Origin of the sequence: Lactobacillus sp. ESL0259, from assembly GCF_003693045.1 — a bacterium.
Lineage (GTDB): Bacteria > Bacillota > Bacilli > Lactobacillales > Lactobacillaceae > Lactobacillus > Lactobacillus melliventris.
In genome coordinates this window covers 1-23,259 of sequence record NZ_REHP01000010.1, presented here as the reverse complement: position 1 = coordinate 23,259, position 23,259 = coordinate 1, and the positions used below count along the sequence as shown (strand labels likewise).

The 23,259-nt window shown below is 32.7% G+C and carries 21 protein-coding genes and 1 pseudogene; 13 read left to right on the top strand and 9 right to left on the bottom strand.

Annotated features, from left to right (window positions below):
• The first annotated feature begins 177 nt into the window (after positions 1 to 177).
• From F5ESL0259_RS07865 to F5ESL0259_RS07850, 4 genes are all read left to right on the top strand, one after another.
• Entirely contained in the window at positions 178 to 882 is a 705-nt protein-coding gene (locus F5ESL0259_RS07865) for a lantibiotic protection ABC transporter ATP-binding subunit (protein ID WP_122038077.1), read from the top strand.
• Positions 875 to 1,603: a hypothetical protein gene (locus tag F5ESL0259_RS07860; protein WP_122038076.1), complete on the top strand. Its 729-nt coding sequence runs from the start codon at positions 875 to 877 to the stop codon at positions 1,601 to 1,603. The genes F5ESL0259_RS07865 and F5ESL0259_RS07860 overlap by 8 nt, the downstream gene beginning before the upstream one ends.
• Positions 1,596 to 2,324 (top strand): lantibiotic ABC transporter permease, encoded by a 729-nt coding sequence (locus F5ESL0259_RS07855; protein WP_122038075.1) that lies wholly within the window; start codon positions 1,596 to 1,598, stop codon positions 2,322 to 2,324. The genes F5ESL0259_RS07860 and F5ESL0259_RS07855 overlap by 8 nt, the downstream gene beginning before the upstream one ends.
• A gap of 517 nt (positions 2,325 to 2,841) precedes the next feature.
• Positions 2,842 to 4,788, top strand: a complete 1,947-nt coding sequence (locus F5ESL0259_RS07850; protein ID WP_122038074.1) for a BspA family leucine-rich repeat surface protein — start codon at positions 2,842 to 2,844, stop codon at positions 4,786 to 4,788.
• A 212-nt stretch (positions 4,789 to 5,000) separates the two neighbouring features.
• Here the strand turns inward: F5ESL0259_RS07850 and F5ESL0259_RS07845 are convergent, their stop codons facing one another.
• Both F5ESL0259_RS07845 and F5ESL0259_RS07840 read right to left on the bottom strand, forming a co-directional pair.
• A complete protein-coding gene (locus F5ESL0259_RS07845) occupies positions 5,001 to 5,381 on the bottom strand; it encodes a type II toxin-antitoxin system HicB family antitoxin (RefSeq protein ID WP_122038073.1) in 381 nt (126 codons plus the stop codon).
• A 38-nt stretch (positions 5,382 to 5,419) separates the two neighbouring features.
• A complete protein-coding gene (locus F5ESL0259_RS07840) occupies positions 5,420 to 5,608 on the bottom strand; it encodes a type II toxin-antitoxin system HicA family toxin (RefSeq protein WP_122038072.1) in 189 nt (62 codons plus the stop codon).
• A gap of 267 nt (positions 5,609 to 5,875) precedes the next feature.
• Here F5ESL0259_RS07840 and F5ESL0259_RS07835 point away from each other — a divergent pair, with 267 nt between their 5' ends.
• The 4 genes from F5ESL0259_RS07835 to F5ESL0259_RS07820 all read left to right on the top strand — a co-directional run bounded on the left by F5ESL0259_RS07835 (position 5,876) and on the right by F5ESL0259_RS07820 (position 11,323).
• Positions 5,876 to 7,021: an SLAP domain-containing protein gene (locus F5ESL0259_RS07835; protein WP_122038071.1), complete on the top strand. Its 1,146-nt coding sequence runs from the start codon at positions 5,876 to 5,878 to the stop codon at positions 7,019 to 7,021.
• A gap of 186 nt (positions 7,022 to 7,207) precedes the next feature.
• On the top strand, positions 7,208 to 8,317 hold the full coding sequence (locus F5ESL0259_RS07830) for an SLAP domain-containing protein (RefSeq protein WP_122038070.1): 1,110 nt from the start codon (positions 7,208 to 7,210) through the stop codon (positions 8,315 to 8,317).
• A 336-nt stretch (positions 8,318 to 8,653) separates the two neighbouring features.
• Complete coding sequence (locus F5ESL0259_RS07825) at positions 8,654 to 9,391, top strand: ABC transporter ATP-binding protein (protein WP_122038069.1); 738 nt, start codon at positions 8,654 to 8,656, stop codon at positions 9,389 to 9,391.
• 15 nt (positions 9,392 to 9,406) lie between these two features.
• A complete protein-coding gene (locus F5ESL0259_RS07820; RefSeq protein ID WP_122038068.1) occupies positions 9,407 to 11,323 on the top strand; it encodes an FtsX-like permease family protein in 1,917 nt (638 codons plus the stop codon).
• A 441-nt stretch (positions 11,324 to 11,764) separates the two neighbouring features.
• Here the strand turns inward: F5ESL0259_RS07820 and F5ESL0259_RS07815 are convergent, their stop codons facing one another.
• Positions 11,765 to 12,076 carry a MazG nucleotide pyrophosphohydrolase domain-containing protein gene (locus tag F5ESL0259_RS07815; RefSeq protein WP_122038067.1) on the bottom strand — a complete coding sequence of 104 codons (312 nt, stop codon included), beginning with the start codon at positions 12,074 to 12,076 and terminating at the stop codon, positions 11,765 to 11,767.
• Between the two features lie 195 nt (positions 12,077 to 12,271).
• Here F5ESL0259_RS07815 and F5ESL0259_RS07810 point away from each other — a divergent pair, with 195 nt between their 5' ends.
• Entirely contained in the window at positions 12,272 to 12,526 is a 255-nt protein-coding gene (locus F5ESL0259_RS07810; protein ID WP_045928685.1) for a hypothetical protein, read from the top strand.
• Between the two features lie 254 nt (positions 12,527 to 12,780).
• Here F5ESL0259_RS07810 and F5ESL0259_RS07805 read toward each other — a convergent pair whose 3' ends face one another.
• The 3 genes from F5ESL0259_RS07805 to F5ESL0259_RS07795 all read right to left on the bottom strand — a co-directional run bounded on the left by F5ESL0259_RS07805 (position 12,781) and on the right by F5ESL0259_RS07795 (position 16,159).
• The gene (locus F5ESL0259_RS07805) at positions 12,781 to 13,434 is read right to left on the bottom strand and encodes a putative bacteriocin export ABC transporter (protein ID WP_122038066.1); all 654 of its coding nucleotides are present in this window, start codon (positions 13,432 to 13,434) and stop codon (positions 12,781 to 12,783) included.
• 10 nt (positions 13,435 to 13,444) lie between these two features.
• A complete protein-coding gene (locus tag F5ESL0259_RS07800; RefSeq protein ID WP_122038065.1) occupies positions 13,445 to 15,478 on the bottom strand; it encodes a hypothetical protein in 2,034 nt (677 codons plus the stop codon).
• Positions 15,479 to 15,808: 330 nt separating this feature from the next.
• Positions 15,809 to 16,159, bottom strand: a complete 351-nt coding sequence (locus F5ESL0259_RS07795) for a hypothetical protein (RefSeq protein ID WP_122038064.1) — start codon at positions 16,157 to 16,159, stop codon at positions 15,809 to 15,811.
• Between the two features lie 735 nt (positions 16,160 to 16,894).
• Here F5ESL0259_RS07795 and F5ESL0259_RS07790 point away from each other — a divergent pair.
• Positions 16,895 to 17,257, top strand: a complete 363-nt coding sequence (locus F5ESL0259_RS07790; protein ID WP_122038063.1) for a hypothetical protein — start codon at positions 16,895 to 16,897, stop codon at positions 17,255 to 17,257.
• A 59-nt stretch (positions 17,258 to 17,316) separates the two neighbouring features.
• Here F5ESL0259_RS07790 and F5ESL0259_RS07785 read toward each other — a convergent pair whose 3' ends face one another.
• Positions 17,317 to 17,595: a hypothetical protein gene (locus F5ESL0259_RS07785; RefSeq protein ID WP_046325577.1), complete on the bottom strand. Its 279-nt coding sequence runs from the start codon at positions 17,593 to 17,595 to the stop codon at positions 17,317 to 17,319.
• A gap of 215 nt (positions 17,596 to 17,810) precedes the next feature.
• On the opposite strand from F5ESL0259_RS07785, the gene F5ESL0259_RS07780 reads away from it, so the two are divergent.
• On the top strand, positions 17,811 to 19,205 hold the full coding sequence (locus F5ESL0259_RS07780; RefSeq protein ID WP_233558053.1) for a DHA2 family efflux MFS transporter permease subunit: 1,395 nt from the start codon (positions 17,811 to 17,813) through the stop codon (positions 19,203 to 19,205).
• Positions 19,206 to 19,440: 235 nt separating this feature from the next.
• On the opposite strand, the gene F5ESL0259_RS07775 is transcribed toward F5ESL0259_RS07780, so the two are convergent.
• Both F5ESL0259_RS07775 and F5ESL0259_RS07770 read right to left on the bottom strand, forming a co-directional pair.
• Positions 19,441 to 19,650 (bottom strand): hypothetical protein, encoded by a 210-nt coding sequence (locus F5ESL0259_RS07775; protein WP_122038062.1) that lies wholly within the window; start codon positions 19,648 to 19,650, stop codon positions 19,441 to 19,443.
• A gap of 116 nt (positions 19,651 to 19,766) precedes the next feature.
• On the bottom strand, positions 19,767 to 21,377 hold the full coding sequence (locus F5ESL0259_RS07770) for an ABC transporter ATP-binding protein (protein WP_158596024.1): 1,611 nt from the start codon (positions 21,375 to 21,377) through the stop codon (positions 19,767 to 19,769).
• A 145-nt stretch (positions 21,378 to 21,522) separates the two neighbouring features.
• Here F5ESL0259_RS07770 and F5ESL0259_RS07765 point away from each other — a divergent pair.
• Positions 21,523 to 22,188, top strand: a pseudogene (locus tag F5ESL0259_RS07765) (type 1 glutamine amidotransferase).
• A gap of 429 nt (positions 22,189 to 22,617) precedes the next feature.
• Positions 22,618 to 22,710, top strand: a complete 93-nt coding sequence (locus F5ESL0259_RS07760; RefSeq protein WP_081945322.1) for a putative holin-like toxin — start codon at positions 22,618 to 22,620, stop codon at positions 22,708 to 22,710.
• Positions 22,711 to 23,259 lie beyond the last annotated feature (549 nt).

The following is a 23,259-nucleotide window of genomic DNA, read 5'->3' as shown; positions in this document are numbered from 1 at the left end:
GCTTTTTGGATAGCTACTTATTACAAATTATATTGACGCAGTTTTTGATATATAATATAATCATTTTCATTATGTTGGGTGAATAAAGTTTAATATTGTTAAATAGCTTTTACATAGGTTTTTAAAAAACTATTTGAGTATATTTTAACAATAAAAATTATTATAAAAGAGGAAAACATGTCTGATTTAATAGTAACAAATAAACTAACAAAAAAGTTTAAAGATCAAGTTGTACTCAATCAAATAAGCTTACATGTTCCAGAAAATCAGGTCTATTGTTTACTAGGCCCCAATGGTGCAGGTAAGACTACCTTAATGAAGATTTTAACGGGAATCATACCCGCTACAAGTGGTGCCATTACGTTTGCTGGTCACGATTGGTCTAGAGCGGATTTATCTGCTATTGGTTCTTTGATTGAAAACGCACCTCTTTATGGTAATTTAACGGCTGCTGAAAATCTCCAGGTAGTTTGTCGTTTAAGAGGAGTCGAAGAAAGCGAAATACCAGCTATTCTGGAAAAAGTAGGCATTAGTGATACGGGTAAAAAACTGACTAAAAATTTTTCTCTGGGAATGAAAGAGCGCCTTGGAATTGGCTTAGCTCTTGTTGGCCAACCCAAGTTGTTAATTTTGGATGAACCGACAAATGGACTTGATCCCTTGGGAATTCAGCAATTGCGGTATTTGATTTCTAATTTTAAGAAAGAAGGCATTACTATTATCATTTCTAGTCATATGCTTTCTGAGGTCGAGCGTTTAGCCGATAAGATTGGCATTATCGGTAAAGGCCGGCTTTTACTTGAAAAAACTATAGATCATACAGAAAATTTGGAACAATTATTTAATGATACTTTAATGAATGCCGGTGTAACGAATGCTTAACTCATTATCTATTGAAGTAATAAAAACAAAAAGAACTTTAGTCAGACAGTTATTGTGGCTTTATCCTCTTTTAGTAATAATTGTGGTAACAGTGCTTTTTGCCACTACTGGTTATGCTATTCAAAGTGTCATTAATCAGTGGAGTACCATTTGGTTTCCCTTATTTCTTGCTTTGATTGTTGGGCTAATTGATCGACATGAGAAAAAAAGTACGAACTATAAGTTGATTTTGAGCTCACCTTACAATTTATTTGATTATGAATTAGGTAGAATTCTACACGTTGCACTTTTAACATTAGTTTCTTCTTTATTTTTAGCCCTTTTTGTAAGCTTGCTTTATTTCATTTCTGAAATTAGTGTCTCGTTAATTTCATGTTTTTTGGCAATTTTCGGTATTTGGTTAGTCAATCTTTGGCAAATTCCTTTATATCTTTGGCTTAGTCGCCTTACTAATATGTATGTAACTATTGTATTGGCTTTTGCCGGAATTTTTAGCGGCATAGAAGTAAATAGTTATTTCCTTGGCAAAATTTGGCCATTTACTTGGTCTGAGCTTTTCCCAGTACCCTTGATAAAAATGAATATTAACGGATTACCTCTAAGTCATAATGTGGCAGGTTCAAATAATTATTGGATTTTAGCAGCAGCTATTCTGCTTTTCGTTTTGTTCAGCTATCTGGCTGCGAGATCATTTAAGAAGCAGGTAATCAAAAATGCTTAAAAATATTTTTCGGTCAGAAAACGTTAAACTTAAGCGGAGTTTTTTATTATGTTTACATTTGTTAACTTTAATTGTTTATCCATTATTAATGGGACTTTATTATGGTACAAGAAAAAACATTGTAAACTCATCCGTTATGATAATAACTTTTTACGAATTGCTGGCACTTATTTCTCCGCTAGTTATTAGCATTGTCATCAGCTTAGTTTTCGATCGCGAAGAAAAAGCTGGTCATTGTAAAAATTGGTTAGCTAATCCTGGCAAAAAAGGCTTAACTATTGAGCTGCAACTATTATATTATTGGCTATTATATTTCCTTGAAATTATCGGAATGAGTTTGATTTATTTCTTTATTTTAAGGTTTGCCTTTCAGATAAATATATCCTTTAATAAAATTTTACTAACCAGTTTTATTTTTGCACTTTTCGGTCTTATTCAATATGAATTAGCCCAATGGATAGCCTTAAAGTTTAATGTTGGTGGTGCTATGATTCTGGGCTTCTTTGGTGTCGTAATCTCAGGCTTAAGCATTACCAGTCTTTTTGATTTTATCTGGCCTGTGATTCCTTGGGCGTGGCAAATAAGATTAATAACATTTTGGGAATCTACTATTAGCAGTCAAGTACAAAACCTGACGGCTTGGGAAATGGTTATTCCGTTAATTTTAACTGTGGGTTTAACTTGCTTAATTATAAAAGTGTTCGACAACTGGCAAAATTAAAGCTGTCAATTAAATAAATAATTGTTCATTGTCGTTGATATAGTTGATATATATATAAAAAGAATCAAGTATTTTATTAACTGCTTGATTCTTTTTATTTTGCCTTATTTTCTGAAAATCTGATTTTAGTTAACAGATTGTTTAAATTGGCATAGCCAAATGCAGTATGTTCACTTTATTTAATTTTGCGATAGAAGATTTCTAAGTATTCCGTTGGAATTACTCCGATACTATCTCTTTGATTACCGCATAAGTGGTGTATGATTTTCTTTAGCAGTCATTAGAAAAAGCATGTCACTTTATGGTAAAAGTTCGAGACGAAAATTCATTATTAAGCTTCTTTTATGTTGTTGGTATATATCTGTATAATTAATTTAATGCTATATAATATTAGTATTTTTGTATATAAAAAGTAATAATAAATAACGTTTGATATAAAAACATATGTTTTTATATCAAACGTTATTTATGCTACACTTTGGTTAAGTAGAAGTATATTGCTTAAAGGAGGCAAATAATGAATAAACACCATTTTAGCATTAAACTTACAACGTACTTAGCTACTATTGCTATGACTGTGGTAGGTTTAAGTATTATTAAACCGCAAACAATATTTGCATCGGCTTCACCTCCTGCAAATTCAGTAAAAAAAGCGAAAATTGCAACAAGAGGAACTCGGACAGTTCCATGGGGCGATAGTGATCTGTCACTTAGCTATGGTTCGTCCAGTAAAACGTTAACTATTCCTGGTAGCTCCACAGTTGTTGAAGATCCGAAACCGCTGGCAAATGCTTTATATAATGTAGGGCTTGATCCTGTAAATGTTAACCATATTGTTATTCAGGGTCCCTTGGCACTTAGCGGGTCAGTCAGGTATCTATTTAAAGGCTTTAGTAATATAACTAATATAGACGGCTTGGACAAGCTTAATACTAGTAAAATTACTGATATGACAAGCATGTTTTCAACATGTATTTATCTAAGCGATGTTAATCTAAAAAACTTTAATACTGCCAATGTTACCACAATGTCAAGCATGTTTTATGGTTGCGAAAGTCTTAAAAATATTGATGTCAGTTCCTTTAATACCGAAAATGTTTCGGAATTAAGTGGCATGTTTGAAGAATGCAGAAGTTTAAATGCAATTGATTTAAGCAACTTTAAAACTAGTAAGGTGACTAATACCAGTACTATGTTCCAGAATTGCTGGTCACTAAAAAGTATTAAGTTTGGTAAAGATTTCAAAACTGATAATGTCACTGATATGAACGGGATGTTTAACAATTGCCTTTCCCTAACAGACCTAGATGTTAGCGGCTTTTCAACTGCTAACGTTAAGACTATGTCATATATGTTTGGGGCCTGCCAAAGCTTAACAAAAATTGATGTTAGCAACTTTAATACTGATAAAGTAACTGTAATGAATAACATGTTTATGGACTGCGAGCATATTACAGAGCTTGATCTCAGTAAATTTAATACCGCGAATGTTTTTAATATGAAAGAGATGTTTCAGTATGATTTTAAGTTAAAGAAACTTGACATTAGCGGTTTTGATATGAGTAAAATTACATACATTGCCGATATGCTAAATGATTTGCAGAGTCTAAACTTGTTAAAGCTAGGTAAAGATAATATTGTCAATGGTACTGGATTAAATACTGATGGTACTTGGCGCAATGTTGCTAGTGGTACACTTAATGAGCCTAAAGGCAAGAATAGGTGGAGTTCAAAAGAGTTAATGACAAATTATGATCCAACTAAAGATGCCGATACTTATGTTCGCGAGGGTACACACTTTGATGAGCCTAAGCCACCAGTCAATCCGCCAACACCGCCGACGCCAACACCAACGCCGACGCCAACGCCAACCCCACCAAGCCATTCATCTGGTACTGTAGAGCCGATTGCAGGAGCTGAGGTCAGAGTCCATTATGAAGATAAAAATGGCCTTAAACTAACACCTGATAAAATCTTGAGTGGTAATGTTGGTGATGGCTACGTTACCCAAGAACTGAAATTTGCTGGTTATTTATTAAAGGCAAGACCTTATAATGCGACAGGCTTCTTCAGCTACCAGCCTCAGACTGTAACTTATACTTACCTTAAAGGGATTGAAAGAATGGTAATGCATAATTCGTATCTCTATGATATTAACGGTAAGCGGGTAACAGGCGAACTTATGTCAGGCCAGATGATTACTACCTATGATACCGAAACCATAAACGGTCAGAAGTATTATCTTTTAGATAATAATACGTTTGTGAAGGCCACTAATATTACAGGTCAAAAGCGTAAGTTAAAGCATAATGCACTCATCTATAATCAAAAAGTAAAGAAAATAAGACATGCCAGTCTGAAACGCGGACGCAAAGTTAGAACATATGGTGGTGCAGTAAAGCGGAAAGGTCGTTATTACTACATCATCGGACTGAACCGCTACGTGAAGAAGGCTAACTTTTAGAATTTTTGGTTAAGCAGTTCAGTAGTACAGCATAAATATGTTTATAACTGCTGAGCAAAAACGGTCAAGAAAGAATTCACAATTTAAATGCACCTAATAGTAAAAATTAGCTATTAGGCGCATTATTTTGTATTATGCTATTTAGCGATTAGTCCAGAAAACTGTAAAAAGGTCCCGAAAGTTGCTTAACTTCCAGGACTTATTTTTTCTAGTTATAAATTTAATTCTGCTTTTAAGGCTTTAGTTAGTACAGCAGAAAAATTTAAATTTTTCTCTTTGCCCATTTTTACCAGATATTCTGGTACAGTTACTGTTTTGCGGATTGTCTTGGGATTATTGCGTCTATAATCATCCATATCAATGGCCACAATAGTTTTAATATCATTGTCAGCAACATGGATACTTTCTAACTTAGATGGTTTAGGATAATTAGTTGTGTCTTCTAACATTAATCCAATCATATCAGAAGCCATTTCCAAAGCATTAGTTAAATCTTCACCCTGAGTAAAACCACCTGTAATATCTGGAACTTCGACAGTATAGCCAGTGTCTTCAGGGTGTAGTACAACAGGGTATACTAAAAGCTTAGACATATTAATTCCTCCTAACATGTAAAAATTAGCTGAAAAATTTATTTTAATCCAGCTTCTTTTAGAATTCTCTGTTCTAGTCCTTTTTTCATTTCTTTCGGATGAATGGGAACAGGAATAGTAACATTTGTAATGGGGTTATACATTTTTAGATGGGAACCGTTTTGAGACTTTTTCACAAAGCCTTGCTTTTTTAAAATCTTGATAATTTCTCTTGGCGTCTTCGTCATAAAGTAAACCTTCCATGTTTCTTATTATACGTATAAATACGTATAAATTCAACGAAGAAAGTTTAAAATTAAGTATCTTCCTATATATTAAGATATTTCCTTAATTAAATTCATCATTTTTTATCTTCAATAATTATAAAAAGGGGTACATGATTAGTAATAGTTATTATATTAGTTGTCTTTTACTATTGTCTCGTTTTGCGCTTTTGTTCCCAAAATAAAAGCAATGGCAAAAGATAGTAATTTTTAAAGAAGAGAGGTTAAAATATGAATAAAAAACTTGTTCATTATTTAGCAGCTGGCTTTTTAGGACTAACTGCCGTTTTAACATTTAATCATCAAGTCCATACTGTTCAAGCAAAGGTTCCCAGCACCATAAGAACCGTTATGTATACATCACAAGCATATGATGAGAACGGACAAAAGGTAGATGCTAAATATCCAGCTTTTCGCCGAATTGAAGTTGATAAAAAGCCGTTAATCCTAGATTTCGAACCATACGCACCATACTATAAAATTAGTGGTAAAAAGCAATATATCAAAGCTAATAACATTGACGGCGTTAAACGTGAAGTTAAGCATAATTCCTATGTTTATGCTACCAGTTCACGCAGGGCTGACTATCGTTTAATTAGAAAAGGAACTTCCATTACAACTTATGGTGGTACCATCAAGTTTAAGAATGGTTTGCGCTATTACCGCATTGGTGGTCCTGCAAAACAATATGTGAGAGCCGGCAACTTGGGCAAAATCACTGCTTCAAACACGGAAGAAACTATTGCAACAGTAACAAAAGACGGTGGGACTCCAATTTATGAGATCAATAATGGTCTCAAAACTACTAAAAAGGCTAAAAAAGGTACTACTTTCATAGTCGACTGTGCTCAAGAAGAAGGATATGCCGACGATATAACCAATATGGCTATACCAAATGCAGTTATTTATCGTATTAAAGGGACGAATAATTGGCTCAATTGCCTAGACGTTAAAGTTAAAAAAGAGCTTCCGCATCATTTTTATAACTCTGAGCATTATTCTTATATTAGATTTTATCAAGATACAGACGTCTATAATGCCGATGGCACCAAGAAAGATATTAATGGACAAAGAATTAGGAAACAAGGCGGTAATATAAAGGTAGATAAATTGCTTTATATTTGGGTGCCAGCCGAAAATAAAGCCGAACTGTTTTATCATATGAAGGGTCATTGGTTTTATGCTACTAATAAGCCAGATGGAAGTGGCGGTAGTGAAGTAGATTTTGGTGATAGCTATGTCAAAGCGAGTGATGTTAGATTTATTGACGGCGTAAAACTAAGCCCGATCAACACAGCTGAAGAAGCAAGTCAAGCTGCTAAGCAAAAAACGACCAAAGAAGTAATTGAAGCTGCTAAGAAAAGAGCAGGGAATTAGTTAAAGTCATAACATACTTATTTCCTATTTGTATTAAGATATTTGGCTAATTAAGTCCATCATTTTTTAACTTCATTAATCGTTAAGAAAAGCACAGAATGAAATTATATAATTCTTGTTTTTATTGCAGAAATTAGAGAATCAAAAATAGAGATAGCATTTTTTGAAGAAGAGAGGTTAAAATACATGAATAAGAAACTTACTCATTATTTAGCAGCTGGCTTTTTAGGACTAACTGCCGTTTTGACATTTAATCAGCAGATCCATACTGTTCAAGCAAAGATTCCCAGCACTATAAGAACCGTTATGTATACGTCACAAGCATATGATGAGAACGGACAAAAGGCAGATGCTAAGTATCCAGCTTTTCGCCGAATTGAAGTTGATAAAAAACCTGTTATCTTAGATTTTGAGCCATACGCACCATATTATAGAATTAGCGGTAAAAAACAATTTATCAAAGCTAATAACATTGACGGTGTTAAACGTGCAGTTAAGCATAATTCCTATGTTTACGCTACCAGCTCACGCAGGGCTAACTACCGCTTAATTCGAAAGGGAGCTTCTATTACAACTTATGGTGGCACCGTCAAGTTTAAGAACGGTCTGCGCTATTACCGCATTGGTGGTCCCGCAAAGCAATATGTAAGAGCCAGCAACTTGGGCAAAATCACCGCTTCAAACACCGAAGAAACGATCGCAACAGTAACAAGAGATGGTGGTGCTCCAATTTATGAGATCAATAATGGTCTCAAAACTACTAAAAAGGCAAAAAAAGGCACTACCTTCGTAGTCGATCGTGCTGAAGAACAAGGATATGCTGAAGAAATTAGCCAATTAGCTATACCAAATGCAGTTATTTATCGTATTAAAGGAACGAATAATTGGCTCTATTGCTTAGACGTTAAAGTTAAGAAAGATCTGCCTTCTCATAACTATAATTATGAGCACTATTCCTATATTAGATTTTATCAAGATACAGATGTTTATAATGCCGATGGCACCAAGCAAGACCATAAAGGACAAAGAATCAGAAAACAAGGCGGAAATTTAAAGGTAGATAAATTGCTTTACATTTGGGTACCAGCTGAAAATAAAGCAGAACTGTTTTACCATTTAAAAGGTCATAAGTTTTATGCCACTGACCTTCCAGGTGGTGGAGGACCAGATTCAATTGATGTTGGTGACGGCTATGTAAAAGCAAGTGATGTTAGATTTATTGCTGGTGTTAAATTAAGCCCAATTAATACAGCAGAAGAAGCACAACAAAATGCTAAGCCAAAGACGGCCAAATAAATAATTTTAAGAGAACTAGATAATTTAAATGCACCTAATAGTAAAAATCAGCTATTGGGTGCATTTTTATTTGTATTGCTGTGAATGCTTGTCGATAAATTTAGTCTTAATATATCCCAAAATTCACTCAATTTCGATACATTCATCAAATTAATTTTGAGCCTTTTTATTTAAACTTTCACTGAAACAAAGTAAAGTTTTTATAAAATATTTATCATGTACCTTAAACTAATTTAAAATTTTATCATTCATTTCACTATGCTAGTTGACATAGTTTTTCAATAGATCTAATTTAATATGTATATAGAAAAAGGTAACAGAAAGTGAGACTAGATTATGACTGAAATTTTGCAAGTAAGTAATGTTACCAAAATTTATGAAAAACAATATCATGCAATAGCTGGTATTAGCTTTGGAATTAACTTTGGCGAATTTGTGGCAATCATGGGTGCTTCTGGTTCAGGGAAAACTACTCTGCTTAATATGATTTCGACTTTAGACACAGCTTCTGGTGGCAAAATTTATGTTGACGGTCATGAAATTTCAAAATTATCCGATGATGAAGCTGCCAATTTTCGTAAGAAAAAACTGGGCTTTGTTTTTCAAAACTATCGTTTATTAAAAAGCTTAACGGTAAGGCAAAATATTGCTGTCCCTATGTCATTGCTGGGTAAGGATGACCAAGAAATAGATCAAAAGATTGATAAATTAGCTGAATATTTTAGATTAAGTAATCAACTTGATAAATACCCCGTTACTTTATCGGGTGGTCAAAAACAGCGTGTAGCAATTATTAGAGCCATCATTAAAAATCCCGCACTATTATTAGCTGATGAACCAACGGGAGCATTGGATTCAAAAGCAGCAAAATTAATTATGGAATACTTAGCAAAAGTGAATCAAAAGTTTCATACTTCTATCTTAATGGTTACTCATGATAGCTTAGCAGCTAGTTACGCTAATAAAGTTATTTTTCTAAAAGATGGAAAAATTGTTGACCAAATTGTTAAAAAAGATAGCAATGATGCGTTTCAACAGGAGCTAGCAAGGAAATTAGCTAAAGTAGAAGCCTAAGAGGTGAGATTAATTATGAATTACAAAGTAATAGCTAAAAATAATATCAAGAACAGCTTTGGCCTATATAAAAATTATTTTGTTTCCCTCTCAATAGTTTTAGCATTATTCAATACTCTGCAAATTTTCGCTAAGGACCATGTAATTGCAGATTCTTTATCAGGTTCAGCCAAAGTAGAGTTCATGTCTTATGTTACTTCGGTATTATTTACCTTGTTTACAATCTTCTTTATTATTTACTTTAACCGTTTTTTCTTAAAACAGCGTGCTGAAGAGCTAGGAATTTACTCAATGCTGGGTATGTCAAGAAAAAATATTATATCCATTTTAACGGCAGAAAATACTATAATTATTGGAACTTCTTGCTTAGCTGGGATGGTTCTTAGCATTTTGCTTTATAGTTTAATAAAAGCTTTTTTAATAGCAACTCTAAAACTTGATATACCATATTTAACACAACTCACAATAACTCCATTCATAATTACACTTGTGCTTTCTGTGTTTATGATATTGATTATCTTCTTTGATAACCAACATCTGATTAAACGATTGTCTCTAGTAAATATTTCAAATTTAAATCAAGCCAGTGAAAAAGTAATCAAAATCAAGTCTTGGACAGCCTATTTAGGAATTCTATCTCTATTAGTAGCATATATATTAGTTTTAAACACTGCAAAACAAAGTCAATCTTTATGGTCTAAAATTGGTTTTGCACCATTGGCGTTGATTACATTGGTGCTGGTAATATTAGGTACCTTTTTAATTATAAAGAGTACCTTGGCTTATTTTATTAATCGGAAAATCAATAACCATCATCAGTTGTATCGACCTACGAATAATATCTTTTTACCAGAATCACTGTTTAAGTTAAAAACTAAATCAAATTTATTAATTGTACTGTCCTTAGTTATTTCGGCCATTGTTGCTCTTACTGGATCTTTTTTCCTGCTCATAAATTACCAAACGGCTTCATTAATAAAAACTGTTCCTTCAGCTATTGAGATTGATCAAAAGCTTAGCCCTTATCAAACTAGTCAAGTGAAACAAATTGCTAGACAGTACAACGGAAAATATAAGGCTATAGAAGTAGCCAGTGCCACATCAAACCGCCCAATTCAATTAAGTAAAACTACAACCACTAAGAAATGTAAAATTATTAGTGAAAGTAATTTTATGGAATTGCTGCAACAGCAAAATAACAAATTACGTAATAATATTAAAGTTTCTCGAAAGACATCTTACCTTTTCACCTTATATCCGATAAGAGGTTCTCGTGGTACTGTCCATATCAATAGCCAACGAATCAGTTTGAAAGAAGCAAACATCTGGCCTATATATGCGAAAGGAAACTACGCATACATAGCTGTTAATGATAAGCAGTTTAAGGAGATAAGTAGGCATAGTCCAAATAAAACAGTCTATGCGATTAATGGCTCTAACTTGCGTGAGAATGAAGAATTATATAAAAAGATTAAGAAACTAAAAGTTGATTTTTTAAGTGCTTACAAAACTAATAAAGATGTAGTTTCATATAATAGTGCATCATTGCTAATGGATGCCTTTATTGCCGTACTATTTTTTGTCTTTGTTGGTTGTATACTTTATTTCACCATACTTATGGAAACTTTAAATGTAACTGATGAATTTAAGCTCTTGGATAATATTGGATACAATAAGATGCAGCAAAAAAAGATAGCAACTGCTAATAATTTATTGATATTCTTACCACCTATAATAATGGGAAGCCTTAATGGCCTAGTTGCATTTTTAGGTTTCAGATACATGTTTTTAACCAATGACGTAATAAAATTTTTAGGTACATTACAAATGGTGGCAGAACCAATTATCATAACTTTTTTATTACTTATATTTGCGTATGGTGTAATTTACATTTTTTCATATCATAAAACTAAAGTGCTATTGGAAATATAAGTAAAATAAAAATTGAAAAATAAGATCATTAATCTTATTGAGGAAGGGCAGACCCACAAATTTTATACATACTTCGTACTTTGTGATCCATTTAAGATGCAAAAACAGTATCAAGACTGAGAAGAAATGTATATGAAAAAGGCGTTGAGCATTAAACTCAATGTCTTTTTGTTGGTCTATAAGAAGTAATTCTTCTAGACTGCACTTTTAAAAATAGGTATTTTATGCGTTTTATTCGGGAAATAGTAGGAATACCAGACCAGCTTCCATAGAAACAAGACCTAAACCACTTCTCGGTTTACCTATAAGTCCCACTAAAGCCATAAAAAGCAAAACTAAACCTATGCAAGTCGAAAATATCTGTCTATTACTAGGCTTTTGTAAAAATTGAATAACTGTCTGATAGCTTGACCATGCTGTTATTAAACCAAAGCTATCGGTCTATTTATCTGTATCAGCAGGACTGCGTTTAACGCCATTTTTGTATATTCTTTTTTCATTTATTTTCATTTTATTAACAATGTCTTCACCCAAATCACTGTCCAGCATTTCTGCAATGCCTAGTAAGAATATCCCCACATCGGCTAATTCTTCATTGATATTTTTCTTATTATTCTTGCGCCAGGCTTCAAATAACTCATTAGCTTCTCCATGTAATCGCAATAATTCAAAATCAATATCTGTAGTATTGAAACCGTGTTTTTTCTTATTTTCTATAACTGCTTTTTGCAGTTTCTTAGTGTCTATGAACAATTTGGACTCCTAAATAATGATTTTATTCTATTTTATATTTAATTTGCGTAATAGAAATAATAAATATCAAATTAGTTTAAAATTTTACTATCTTAATACTCTAGAATTGTTTTGTTTATTCTGTTAGGTTTATTTTATATTATTAGGGATTATCGTTCAGCAAAATAAACGATAGAGTTATTATGAGGTGAAAATATGTTGTGGATTATGATTTTACTTCTTATATTATTTGCGGGAATGGAATATACAGGAAGAGAACAACTGCAAGCTCTTAACAAGATTTTTGCTGGGGTAGCAATTGCAATTATTGTTATACCACCAGTTGTATCGTACTTGCTATTTAAGAATTTCACTGCTTTAAACAGTGTCAGCATTATTCTTGGGGTAGTTCAGGTATGTATACTAGCAGCAATATATTTTATATTCAGAAAAATTGCTTTGAACGATTAGTTATTAAAAGCAAACACAGTGATATATGATAAAAATTTTGATTATAAAAATAGCTTGGGGACTTTTTTGAAACTCTTTTGCTAATATTTTGACTCCAAGCTACAGTTAGCTTAGAGCTTTTTAAGTTAAAAACAATTGACCCGAAAAGTTATTATCATAGTTTGAATTAGAATTTGCAATAAAATTAAAAGAACTAACTTGCTAATAAATCGTGTGTTAGTTCTTTGTGTTTAATCTTAATTTTAGGGATGTTATCAGTTGGGAATTATTTTAATCTTTTTATCTGCAATTTTAATTAGGTAATCACATCCTTGCCAAACACTCGGATCATGAGTTGCTATCACAATTGTGGCAGCGGGATCAAAATTATTTAACAAGGTTTTTAGCACTACTTGGCTATTTTCTGAATCTAGCGAACCGGTTGGTTCATCCGCGAATATCACTTTAGGAGTTTTTAAAAGTATGCGGGCTAGCGCTATCCGTTGCTGTTCACCTCCGCTGAGAGTATATACTTTTTGATTAAACGGCATTTTTTCCAGACCCACTTGCTTTAAAGCTGACTGCATTCGTTTGCTTTTTTGTCCTTTAGTTAATTTCTGATTAACTAAGCCTAATTCTAGGTTTTGCTTGACGGTCTCCGTGTCAATTAACCCAAAATTTTGAAAAATAAAGCCAAAAGTTGTGCGATATAGTTTTTTGCGATTTTTACCATTAACAGTTAAGTCAGAAATTACTACTTTTCCGGATGAAGGTTGCTCAAGTCCGCTTAAAATATTAAGAAAAGTTGTTTTACCAGCACCACTTTTGCCCACAATAGCATATGTTTTACCTGTTTCTAAAGTGCAATTAATATCTTCGAAGATAACTTTTTCTTGAAACTTTTTAGTAAGATGTTCTACTTTAATCAATTTTTCGCTCCTAATTTCCGTGATTAAGGGTAATTAATAAATTGTGCTGTGCGTGAATATAAGTTAATAAAATAATAACTGCTTCTATTAAAAGGTAACCTAAAGTGAGCGGTATTAAGTTTAAATATCCTCTTTTAGCTAAAACCAAGCTAATCATTAAGAAATCAAACCCCAAATTAACAATTAAAAACGTGCAAATTAGTTTAGCGTTAGATTTTCCGAATACCTGATAAACCGCCATTTTATGCCTCTGGCTTTGCAAGAAGGTTGAGCTGACAAACAAGATAATAAAAATTAATTGCAGCAGTGATATGATTGTCGTAATGGTTAACAGGAGCAGCTCCTTATTTGCTTTTGCGACATAATCCGAAAGCAATGCCTGCTGGCTGGTAATTCCAACAGTATAAGGGGTTAAACCTAAACGCTTCACTAATCTTTGCAGGGCTTTAAGATCGGGAAAGCGGATCATTCCTTGACTGTTAGTTGACAAATAGAAATCATCCGATAACGACTTATCATTCACCACGATAATTAGCGGATTAAATGAAATAGACGATAGTATCTCGTCATTAACGGTATAATTAAGGACTTTTTGGTCACTTGCAATTGGGATGACTTGAATCGATGGCATCTTTTTTTGCTTGCGATAGCGGTTAGGTAACTTATTTTGAAACTTAAGGAAGCTCTTCAACTCCTTCTTAGCTTCTTCCAGTTGGTCTAAGCGATTCTTTGGTACTAAGAGCAAGACATTATTTTCAGAAACTTTAATATGTTTAGAAGTGAGGCCACTCTTTGCCAGGAAGCTTTTATTGGCAGTAATCACATTGCCATTTTCAGGCTGAACATCCCGCATTGCTGGTCTGAATACCTGTGAATTTTTTGCAACGATTGCTTGCGGAGACTCGACCACCAATTTATGAACCTTTCGCGCTACTTTCATATCTTCAGCCTTGTCCGAAGTATGCCAACTAAGATCCAGTGAATAGCCATTTTCTTTAGCAGAAAGCTTTTTGATGATACTCGTGTCTCTTGTATAAATTTGGTAATTTTTATATAAAGCTATCGCGTTAAGCATTATTAAGGCTAGCAGCACTATTTTTAAAAGATAGCCTATTAATAAAAACGCTCCCGAATGTTCTTCGCCCTTGATTGCGGCATATGGCTTTAATAACACCAGTACCAGATAGGATAAGGCGTTTAAGAAGAAGAAACTTAAAAATAAAAGCAATAATACGAGTAGTATGTAGGGTAAAAAAGTTGTCCAACCTTTAGCAGTAAATGAATAAGATCCCCAAGCGACTATGAATATTACAATTAAGCCGAGAGCTGCAACTAATAAAGGTGCTTCTCTTTTTAAGTCGTTCATAAAAAGCTGCCAGTTATTTAAGCCGTTAATTTTCATTATGCCATACGCTTTGAAACGGTATAATTTTTCGAGCACCATTACAATGAACAAAATGCTGATAACACCCAAAAATATGACTACATTGGTACTACTTAATTCCGTTAGAAGTAAATGCAAAATATAATTAAATGATAGGGAGTTGTCTTCAGTTCGTACTTTTAATTGGTATGAATGGAGTGATGAAAGCAAATCACCCAAAGCTTCATTTTTGGCATTAGTGCAATATACTCCGTAAAGATCTTCTAATTGTAGCTTTTTATTTGATAATTTTTTAACAGATTTATCTTTATAAAGTGAGTAATCTTTATTATCATTGCCAAAACTATAAACTATTTTACTTTGATGGCCATTAAAATTATTAATTCTTAGCTTAACTAAAGAAATATTCTTAGAATGAGCAAACTTTTGTAATATGATAAAAAACCTTTTTTTATTGTATTTTTTGTTCCATTCTTTACTATCCGTTTTTTGCCATTTCCTAATTTGCGAATTATTAAGTTTTTTTGAACCATAAATTTCCACAATGGTGGGATTATCAGGTAAAGAACTGTCATCATAGGAATGAAAAATGTTAGTGAACAGCGCGATAGTAGCAATTGTAATTAGCAAGTAAAGTAAGATTTTTATTTTTCGCAGCACATTTAAACCTCTTATCCAAAAATAGCTCTGTCAAAATCGAATTGGTATTCTGTATCTTTTATCATATATATGTAATTTTAACTAAACCGCTACTATGAGTCTAAACAAGATATCATGTTCTTTCAACTGTGCTTTGCTTTTGATGTTGGAAAATTGTTGAAAATAATTTTGTAGGTATGTATTTAAGTCGCTAGTTATTTAAACGAAGAGCTCTGCTATTTAGTCATTTTGAATTAATAATATGAGTTATGATTTTTGTAACTAAAAAAATACTTCCAGTAGAGAATAATTTAATACTGGAAGTATTTTAAATTGAACGGTTAATGAATTTTACGGATCACCACCATATTTTTTACGTAGCTTTAGGTCATAGTATGTTGCCAAAAGCAGAATTACTGTCCAGAAAACGCATAGTGCAATTATTGGCCATACATCTACTATTCTTTGAATATAAATTGAAACATTAGCTTTAAGCGGAAAAATTATGTACCAAAGTACCGGAACCCAGGGAACAAGTATAACACCAAGGGTTAAACACATATCAAAGCTTTTGGGATGAGTCCGAGGCCTGCTAAAGACTTCTTTTTCGTGTTTTTTTACATATATTGCGCTAATAATTACTAGTATAATTAGCATGAATTGCAGAATTTTCAGTATTGTGGTTACAAATGGTGGAAACATTATCTTCAACCTCCTTACTTTTATAATCCTAGTATTATGTAATTATGAAAGCTTATTACTAATTAATTTCTGCGATGCGTGTCTTTTAGCAATATCGAATTTGATTTTAAATTGGCATTAAAAAAGAGTAATATACATCTAAATATTTTCTATAGTGTTTGAGGATTCATTTAAAAATTAACCTCTAATGAGTTCTTAGTTTCATAATATCATTTAAGCGAGGTTTTTAAATAGGTTTTTACATGAACAAGTTTGGTCGGACGATTAGGAAATTAAGAATATAACGAAGGATAACACAACAAAAGTTAGCGTCTTTGATCGTATGATTACGAAACTGCAAATAAAATTGTTGCCAAAATTATTCAAGCAATCGATAAATATTACCCTTAAATAAGTCTTCAAAAGTAAATACATTAGTTAATCAGGTAATGACTGAAATGTTGGCACAAAAATTTGACTTGGCAGTAGTTAATTTAATTAAACTAAAACCCCTAATTAAAGAGTTGGGTCAATATGATAAATTGCTTGTGAATAAAGTCAGGATTGCTGTTTGTCAGAAATATAAAACCGAAGCTTTAAAACAAGTAAGTTTGCTTCAAAAGAATCGAAGCTGATCATTTAGCTGATAGGTTAAGAACAAAAATTGATGAATTTTATAGTTTAATAAAACAAGCAAATTGCTTTTTTAATAAAATGAACTATTATTTGTTCAATATTGCAAATGAGGTGGCAATAATGACTAGAAAAGTGAAATTTGGTATATTTGCATGTATTGTTGCTGCAGGTCTTTTTTTATTTTGCTATTGGGCGTCAAATGACTATGTACCTGATGTAGCACAATATCAGGTTAATCAAATAATAAGAAAACACGATACCCGAGAAATTAACCAAGTAGCAATTAATAGAAAAACAGCGAAATTTTTACATTCTCTTAAAACTAGTGATCGCTGCCAGAAAATTAGCAAGTTTCAAGGTGGAACTGAAGAATGTGGCTATTATGTTGCAAGTATCAAAAATAAACCTGTTGGGATTTATATGCAAAAAAAATCCAATTCTTTTTGGAATTGGAAAATAAAAAGTATTGCATGTTTTGATTAAGCTAACCCTATAAAAATGTAGGTTACTTCATATATCTATAAATGACAGGTTGCGAATTATTAAGATTTAGGCAACATTTTTACCAGATCACTTAAATCCAATCCGTAGTTTCTAATACAAATTTGAAACTCTAATTCAGGCTCAGGTAAATACGAGGTACTAAAAAAGGCACCTATTGCTCCAAGTAGTCCTAAAGCCCTGCGGAAATCCTCTTTCGTAAAAACTGATAAGTAAATGTTATCATCATAATCATCTACTCTAGCAGTGTATTCTGTTTCTAAATTTTTTAGAGTGCTTTTGAAAAGCTTCATTAAATTTTCTTGTTTTGTTTTTTCCATGATAATTTGTAACTCCAATTTATGGTTATTGATCTGGCTAAAGTATAATTAAAAAATTATTCCTTGCTTTTTATGCTAGTTGACAAAATTTTGTATTATAAAACAATAATTTACTCAATTGATTTTTCTTAACTGGTACAATATATTACTGTAATATACTTATTTAATTAGATATTGTATCTAAAAAATAATGACAAAAGGAATTGAGAATTTTAATGGTAAAAAATAGTAAGCTAATTGGTTCAATACTTTCAGTGGGAATACTTAGTTTTTTGGGAATTGTGATAGAAACTGCACTCAATATTGCTTTTCCCCAATTAATGACTGAATTTAATATTTCTGCCAGAACGGTTCAGTGGCTAACAACAGGCTATATGTTGGTATCTACGATCATTATTCCTTTTGGTTCCTATTTACAAAAGAGATTCAAAGCTGTTTCTTTATTTAGAATAGCTGTTTTATGCTTTTTGCTGGGTACTTTTTTAGCAGGTATTTCATCAAGTTTCACTTTATTGCTATTTGGGCGTCTTTTACAAGGAGTTGCTGCCGGCATTGGTTTGCCACTAATGTTTTCAATAATCTTAAGAGAATCACCTCAAAAGCAAGTTGGCATGTTTATGGGGCTCGGTACTCTTGTTATTGCTTTTGCTCCTGCAGTTGGTCCAGTATACGGTGGAATAGTTCTAAAACTATTTCAGTGGCAGAATTTATTTTTGTTTATTATCCCAGTAATTATATTGATCTGGGTATTAGGCGAGTTTAGTATCACTCAAACTACTAAAACTGAAAAAATTCCATTCGATTTTCAGGGCGGTTTACTTTTAATTGCGTTTCTCCTGTCCGCTTTATTTGTACTTTTGGGTTTTACCAGTGGCAATAATATTTACCTGCAATTAATACTGGCATTAATCACTATTATTACTGGATTCTTCTTTATTTTGGTTGAAAAGCATAGTCAGCATGCAGTTTTAAAAGTTAGTTTATTTAAAAACTGGCAGTTTACTTTCTTTTTGCTGGCATTTTTTCTGTTGCAATTAATGTCACTGAGCATGTCATTTTTGATACCCAACGTGTTACAGACAGCTTTTGCACAAACAACGGCCACAGCTGGTTTGCTGGTTTTACCTGCTGCTATTACAGATGCGGTTGTTTCAGCGTTTGCTGGAATAATTTATGATAAGGTTAATCAAAAATTACCTATAATACTTGGAGTAGTAATAATTCTTCTCACTTTTATAATTGCTAATTTTTTAAACCCAAATATTACCAACATGGCCTTTATTTATATCAGCTTTATGTTTGGCTTGGGATTTAGCTACGGTAATATCATGACTTTTTGTTTATCCCATATTCCGACTGATGTCAAAAATGATGGAAATGTCATTTTTATGACTGCCCAGTCATATTCTGGGGCGATAGGCACAGCACTAGCAGCTTCGTTAATAACTTTGGCGCAAACAGGTTTTAAAAACAAAAAGTTAGCGGCATTGGCAGGTCTAAAACTAAATTACAATATGTTAGTATTCCTATCTTTGATCGTACTGGTTTGCATTTTAGTCTGCTTTATTTTTACTAAATCGAAAAGTAACGCATCTCAAAATTTGTTTTAATTTTCAGGTACTTTTTTAATTCAGCACAATAATTGCGATTGACGTTGGGTAAACATCTTCCAATATTAAAAATGAACATTGGTCTACTTTCCCTAAAACCGGCAGGTTAAAATAGGATAAGAAATAAGTATGCATCAATCTGCGGAATATACGAAGTCAGATTAGTCCTATCAAAAATTAATACTAGAAGCGAAAATGCCAAAGTTGCTAAAGATAAGCACTTGAAAAACTTTTCTCAGCCATCCAGATTAGCCTTTTGAATAATTTTTACAGGGTGGGTAGTTTTAATGAAAATAGCGCCTAGCACTAATATTACACCAAAGAAAAAGTATGTATATGTAGCTATTTTACCTTTGTCATAATAAATAAAAAGAATGCCAATTAAAAATTGTAAAATACCCATTAAAAATAAGGCGATTTTCGGATTGAGTTTATACTTCAGCATGATTTGATACCCTCCAAAATTAAATTTAATAAGGTTACATAATAAAAAGTAATCTTTTTGTAACTACTACCTATTAGGACATTATGTAGTTGAATAATAAAAAATATGTGTTGAGTTTAGTTATTCTGTTCCAAAAGAGTGTTATCTTTTAACTCGTAATGTTTAAAGTTATTGTCTTTAAATATTTGCTCATCGTAATGGTGAGCAATTTCCAACACAGTGCAGTTCAACCTGTTTATTACTTGTTGCGCTTTTTTACCTGTTTCGTTGTCTAAAGCCGAGGTGGCCTCATCTACTAAAATAATCTTTTTACGGTAAATCAGTGCACGAGCAATTTCAATTCTTTGCTTTTGTCCACCTGACAGATTTGCACCATTTTCACCGTACTTTTTGTCCAGACAATTATCACCTAGTTCTGCTAATAAACCGACTGCTTTTAGTGCTTTCAAGCATTCTTCATCCGAAAACTCTTTACCTAGAGTCAGATTAAGACGCAAAGTGTCATTGAACATGAATGGACTCTGAGCAATATAAGCAAGTTCACCAGAACCAGCGACATTTTTAACTACTTGAGAACCATCTTGAAGAAAAATTTGTCCGCTTGTAGGTTTGATGAAGCCTTCTATTAAGTTGAAGATTGTTGATTTGCCTGCACCAGATTTACCAGTAATTAAAATTTTGGTTCTGAATGGAATTGTTAAACTTAAATTTGTCAAAATCACCTTTTTGTCATTGTAAGCAAAACTGACATCATCTATCTTGATATCAGGAGAATTAAGGTGACTATTCTTGTTTTCTGCAAATTCAAGCGAATACAGTTTGAGACTTTTACGAATATTTTCTGTTGTCTTCATCTCGTTTAGACATTGTGCGGCATTTCTCAGGGGTCCAACGACACGGTCACTGGCTAAGAAAATGGCGATAATAGCTGCTGGTTCAGCCTGACCATTGATGACAAAAAACAAACCTGCACCAAGAGGAAGAATAAAACTCAATGCAGAAAGAATGGCACTGAGAAAAATGGCCCAAGCTTGATAGTCATTCATCTTTTTATATGAATTTTCTGTTTGCTGCAAGTAGTTTTCGGTATCCTTAAACATTGTTTTTTCGGCTAAATACGTTTTGATTGTGCGGATACCGTTAAACAAGTCGGTTACTTTGCCTAAATAAGTGCTGCTGCTTTTTTGCCAAGTTTCAGAGGAATCACTTAATACTTTGCCAAAAATTTTGGATGAAAGCATTGGCAGCAGTGAAAACAAAATGAATAAAATCCCTATTGTAAAATTAAGCCAAAGAATATAAAAGCTGGATATTACAGCCATCAAAATAGCACCACACAATTCAAAAAAATTTTTAAAATAATTAGTTTCAATCAACTTGAAGTCATTAAAAATTTTTGAAACATTATCTGAAGCAACTGCTGCAAAGTCTGGGTTAACTATCTGACCGTAAACAAAGCTGTCTTTTATTTTGATATTCATTAATTTGATTGCCTGATTGATCCAGATTTGCTTTAGGGTCATGGCGAAATAAACTAATCCCAGAGCCAGCAAACTGCTAATGATATACAACACTGCTTTTATAGCGGGTGTATGGCGGTTGAAAAGCGTCACATTTGAAACTACTGAAGATAAAACCACGCCATCAAAAGAATAAATTATAGTTGCAATTAGAATTCCCAATAATAATGACTTAGGTAGTGTTTTAAAAAAAGTTTTGAAAGACATTGCATTCTCCTGGTACATTGGAATATAAAAAGCTTTAATTAAATTAAACTTCATTTTATCATTAAATTATAATAATATTAAATTATTATTTGAATATTTTATTGAAAACATTATGATGCTAAATTATTTTAAAAGGAGCAAAACGATGAGAATTAACGTTTTACAACATACGCCAAACGAAGGCCCCGGTTCAATTCAGGAATGGGCCGACCTGCATCAGCATGATTTTTATGTATATCATCTCTATCAGTTTGGCATTTTGCCCGTTGCTGCCACAACAGATTTACTAGTTGTCTTAGGTAGTCCAATGAGTCCAAATGACGATCTGCCATGGATTAAGCAGGAGCGCCAGTTAATTAAGCAGCTATTTTAGGAGGGAAAGCCTATTTTGGGAGTATGCTTTGGCGCCCAACAAATTGTTAAAACTTTAGGCTATCAGGTTAAAAAGGCGCCGATTAAGGAAGTAGGCTGGGGGCCAGTCAAATTGCAATCCAAATTAATTACCGGCTTACCTGAAAGTTTAGAAGTACTGCATTGGCATGAAGAAATGTTTGACATTCCAAAAGAGGCTGACGTTTTATTTTCTAATGCTAATTTACAAAATCAAGGTTTTGTTCTGGGTAAGCAAGCTGTAGGTATGCAGTTTCACTTAGAACCAGAAAAAGATAATATCAAAGAGATTGTGGTTAACGATTCTCAATATCTTTCTGGGTCGATGTTTAAACAAACAGCTAAGCAGGTTATTGATCATCCTTTCCCTAAAGAAAATAAAAGGGCAATGTTTCGCATTTTAGATTATTTGATGGAATAAAAATATATAATTCGCTTTAAAGTAATACTTTTTGCTGATAGTTTTAGAATCAGGTCAATTATTTGTAAAAGCAGAAAATAGACGAGACTTAGTAATGAAGTGCCCCAAATTTGGGGGTATTTTTATGTCTAAATTATCTAAACAAGATAAAATTGAAGTCTATCATAATTAGCATTTGGCGCAAACAATATAAGTATTGTAACTACTGAAATAACCTTCAAAATAAAAACCAAGCCATTTCAATGGCTTGGTATATACGATTATAGGTAATTTTTCTAAAATCTGGTTAATATTTGAGATTAGTTTGTTATAATTTAATTAGCGTAGAAAAGTTAAAAGGACGGTAGCTGCCGCTTTCATGAAGGAAGTGAGGCCTATGAACTATCTTGATTCATACTTCAGTCTCCCAAAAGAAAGGAGCAGCAGTTGATGAGCACTGCCGAAGCGTTAAGTTTAATGCTTAACTTTGGTATGTTTATCTTGACCTTGTTAATGTTTATTGACAAGCATCATGATAAATGAGCAAATCAAAAAACCGTCCTAGAAACTAGCTGGGCGGTTTTAATGTAAAACTAATATAAGCGCAGCTACCGTCCTTTGTGGCGGCTCTACGTGAGGAAGACTTATTGGCGTAAGTCTTCCTTTTTCTTACACCTGTATTTTAGCATGAATGCTTTTATGGTGCAATTAAGTATTATAGAGCAGAATTCATAGCGCTAAAGTATATAAGGCATTTTTAAATTGCAAAGCTGGAGCTAATTTAAAAATATGCAGTTAATTTTACGCACTAAGCTTAAACTGCCTTGAACAATCATATCTTGCTCACACAAAAACTGTTTCAACAGAAACGGTTTTTATTGACAAGCATCATGATAAATGAGCAAATCAAAAACCGTCCTAGATACTTGAAGTTAACCCCTAGAATTGGACAAAGATTCCAATTCGGGGTTTTCTTATGTCTAAATATTTACTAAAAACAAAATTAGAAGCAGTAGATTTGTATCAAAGAGGATTTAGTACAAAAGAAATTCAAGAGAAATTACATATCACATCACATAGATCTATTGATGG

Bases quoted from the DNA above. Each gene is read 5' to 3' on its own strand.
- F5ESL0259_RS07835 (WP_122038071.1), top strand. From the start codon at position 5,876: ATGAATAAAAAACTTGTTCATTATTTAGCAGCTGGCTTTTTAGGACTA.
- F5ESL0259_RS07855 (WP_122038075.1), top strand. From the start codon at position 1,596: ATGCTTAAAAATATTTTTCGGTCAGAAAACGTTAAACTTAAGCGGAGT.
- F5ESL0259_RS07825 (WP_122038069.1), top strand. From the start codon at position 8,654: ATGACTGAAATTTTGCAAGTAAGTAATGTTACCAAAATTTATGAAAAA.
- F5ESL0259_RS07810 (WP_045928685.1), top strand. From the start codon at position 12,272: ATGTTGTGGATTATGATTTTACTTCTTATATTATTTGCGGGAATGGAA.
- F5ESL0259_RS07795 (WP_122038064.1), bottom strand. From the start codon at position 16,159: ATGTTTCCACCATTTGTAACCACAATACTGAAAATTCTGCAATTCATG.
- F5ESL0259_RS07865 (WP_122038077.1), top strand. From the start codon at position 178: ATGTCTGATTTAATAGTAACAAATAAACTAACAAAAAAGTTTAAAGAT.
- F5ESL0259_RS07790 (WP_122038063.1), top strand. From the start codon at position 16,895: ATGACTAGAAAAGTGAAATTTGGTATATTTGCATGTATTGTTGCTGCA.
- F5ESL0259_RS07830 (WP_122038070.1), top strand. From the start codon at position 7,208: ATGAATAAGAAACTTACTCATTATTTAGCAGCTGGCTTTTTAGGACTA.
- F5ESL0259_RS07850 (WP_122038074.1), top strand. From the start codon at position 2,842: ATGAATAAACACCATTTTAGCATTAAACTTACAACGTACTTAGCTACT.
- F5ESL0259_RS07770 (WP_158596024.1), bottom strand. From the start codon at position 21,377: ATGTCTTTCAAAACTTTTTTTAAAACACTACCTAAGTCATTATTATTG.
- F5ESL0259_RS07845 (WP_122038073.1), bottom strand. From the start codon at position 5,381: ATGTCTAAGCTTTTAGTATACCCTGTTGTACTACACCCTGAAGACACT.
- F5ESL0259_RS07780 (WP_233558053.1), top strand. From the start codon at position 17,811: ATGGTAAAAAATAGTAAGCTAATTGGTTCAATACTTTCAGTGGGAATA.
- F5ESL0259_RS07760 (WP_081945322.1), top strand. From the start codon at position 22,618: ATGAGCACTGCCGAAGCGTTAAGTTTAATGCTTAACTTTGGTATGTTT.
- F5ESL0259_RS07840 (WP_122038072.1), bottom strand. From the start codon at position 5,608: ATGACGAAGACGCCAAGAGAAATTATCAAGATTTTAAAAAAGCAAGGC.
- F5ESL0259_RS07820 (WP_122038068.1), top strand. From the start codon at position 9,407: ATGAATTACAAAGTAATAGCTAAAAATAATATCAAGAACAGCTTTGGC.
- F5ESL0259_RS07785 (WP_046325577.1), bottom strand. From the start codon at position 17,595: ATGGAAAAAACAAAACAAGAAAATTTAATGAAGCTTTTCAAAAGCACT.
- F5ESL0259_RS07775 (WP_122038062.1), bottom strand. From the start codon at position 19,650: ATGCTGAAGTATAAACTCAATCCGAAAATCGCCTTATTTTTAATGGGT.
- F5ESL0259_RS07860 (WP_122038076.1), top strand. From the start codon at position 875: ATGCTTAACTCATTATCTATTGAAGTAATAAAAACAAAAAGAACTTTA.